The 1888-nt window shown below is 62.3% G+C and carries 2 protein-coding genes; both read right to left on the bottom strand.

Features of this window, described 5'->3' with window-relative positions; genetic code table 11:
- A partial coding sequence (locus DBR24_RS17885; RefSeq protein WP_128615416.1) for an NAD(P)/FAD-dependent oxidoreductase occupies positions 1-899 on the bottom strand: 899 nt, incomplete at its 3' end.
- Positions 900-1085: 186 nt separating this feature from the next.
- The coding region (locus DBR24_RS17880; protein WP_256591601.1) for a TolC family protein at positions 1086-1888 on the bottom strand (803 nt) is incomplete at its 5' end.

Here is a 1888-nt window from a genome sequence, read left to right as displayed (position 1 = left end):
ATGTAGGCGTCGGCCGCGTCGAGCAGCGCCAGATAGTTTTCGTCGCCGCGCTTGAGGTTGTCGATCAGGTCCTGCTTGAAGCTCACCACGCCGTTGTTGAACGACTCGGTGACGCCGACCAGCGTCATGCCGCGATGGGCCAGGCCACGGAAGTCGATGGTGCGCCCGCCATGAGCACCACTGACCGCGATGGTCACGTGCTCGCGCCCCGGTTTCATTGCCGCCTGATCCCACTCGCCGAGCACGCCCAGCCACCAGCAAAAATCACGGTTGCGGTAGGCGCGAGGCGGGCGGTCGTGGGCGCCGACCGAGAGGTACACCTGCTTGCCGGCGCGTTGCAGTTCATCGGCGATCTGCACGCCCGACGAACCGGCGCCGACCACCAGCACGGCGCCTGCCGGCAATTGCTCTGGATTGCGGTAATCCGCGGAGTGAATCTGCAGCAGACGCGCGTCTTTGGGCGCAATCGCCGGGATCACTGGCGTCTGAAACGGGCCGGTTGCGGCGACAACACGGCTGGCTTCGATGACGCCTTCAGAGGTCTGGACGGTGAAACCCGGACGACCGACATTGCGCACCACGCTTTTTACCTCCACACCGGTGCGGATCGGCGCGTTGAATTTCTTCGCGTAGGCTTCAAAGTAATCGGCCACGCGCTCTTTGGGGGCGAAACCGTCGGGATCGACGTCATCGAATTCCAGCCCCGGGAAGCGGTCGTGCCACGCCGGACCGTTGGCCACCAGCGAATCCCAACGCCCGGTGCGCCAGCGTTCGGCAATGCGATTGCGCTCCAGCACCAGGTGCGGCACACCGAGTTTGCTCAGGTGCTCGCTCATGGCTACGCCCGCCTGGCCGGCACCCACGATCAGCGTGTCTGTTTTTATTATTTCAGTGGTCATCTCTACATCCTTCCTAGCAAGGCAGTGGGATTCGGGCGCTGTTGGCTTGTCCGTTTTGCTTGCGGTCAGACTAGGGAGGAGGGGGGGATCGGTAAAATATTATTAAGCTGGGATGTGAAGATAAAATTCTGATGCAGAGGCCCGGAGTCCGCGTATATCAAGGGCTGCACGGCTGCCCGGCCAGGCTCAGAACGACAGCCGGGGCCCCAGATAGGCATTGGCGCTTTCGATGTCGTCGTCGCCCAGTGCGCCGACGTCGGCCGCCAGCCGCAGCCTCGCCAGCAGGTAGCGGAGTTTGGCTTCGAACAGGTCGCGGCGCGCGTTGAAGATCTGTTCCTGAGCGTTGAGGATGTCGATATTGGTGCTGCTGCCTGCCAGAAAGCCTTTTCTGGACGACAACAGCGAGCGCTCGCTGGAACTGACGGCTTTTTCCAGCGCATGAATGCGCGCTTCACCACTTTGTACGGCGCGAAACTCGCGAGTGGTCCCCGAGATGATTTCTTCGCGAGTGGCATTCAGATCTTCTTCAGCCTGGTCCCGGGTGGCCACGCTTTGCCGGGCGCGGGCACTCACGTAGCCACCGCTGTACAGCGGAATGTTCAGCTCCACTCCCGCCGAGGTGTAACGGTTGCGTTGATTCTGCGTCGACAGGGTCTCGCTGTCGGCGGCGGTGTAGCCCAACACCAGATCAAGCGTCGGCCAGTGGCCGGCCTTGGCTTTGGCCACTTCTTCATCGGCGGTGTTGACATTCAAGCGACGGGCGCGGACCGACGGATTGTCGGCGCCCGCGCGGATGATCCATTCCTGCAGGTTATCGGGTCGCAACGGCGGGGTAGGGAAGGCTTCCTGCAACGTCGCAATCTGCTCGGGTGCTTCACCGACGTACTCTTGCAACTGGCGTCTGGCGACAACAAGGCTGTCTTGTGCCTCGATCAGTTCAGCCTGAGCGAGATCGCGTCTCGCTACGGCTTCGTCGACATCGGTGACGG

It is taken from the genome of Pseudomonas sp. HMWF006 (assembly GCF_003061205.1).
GTDB classification, from domain to species: domain Bacteria; phylum Pseudomonadota; class Gammaproteobacteria; order Pseudomonadales; family Pseudomonadaceae; genus Aquipseudomonas; species Aquipseudomonas monsensis.
The sequence above is the reverse complement of the archived record's forward strand: the minus strand, read 5'-3'. Positions and strand labels throughout refer to the sequence as shown.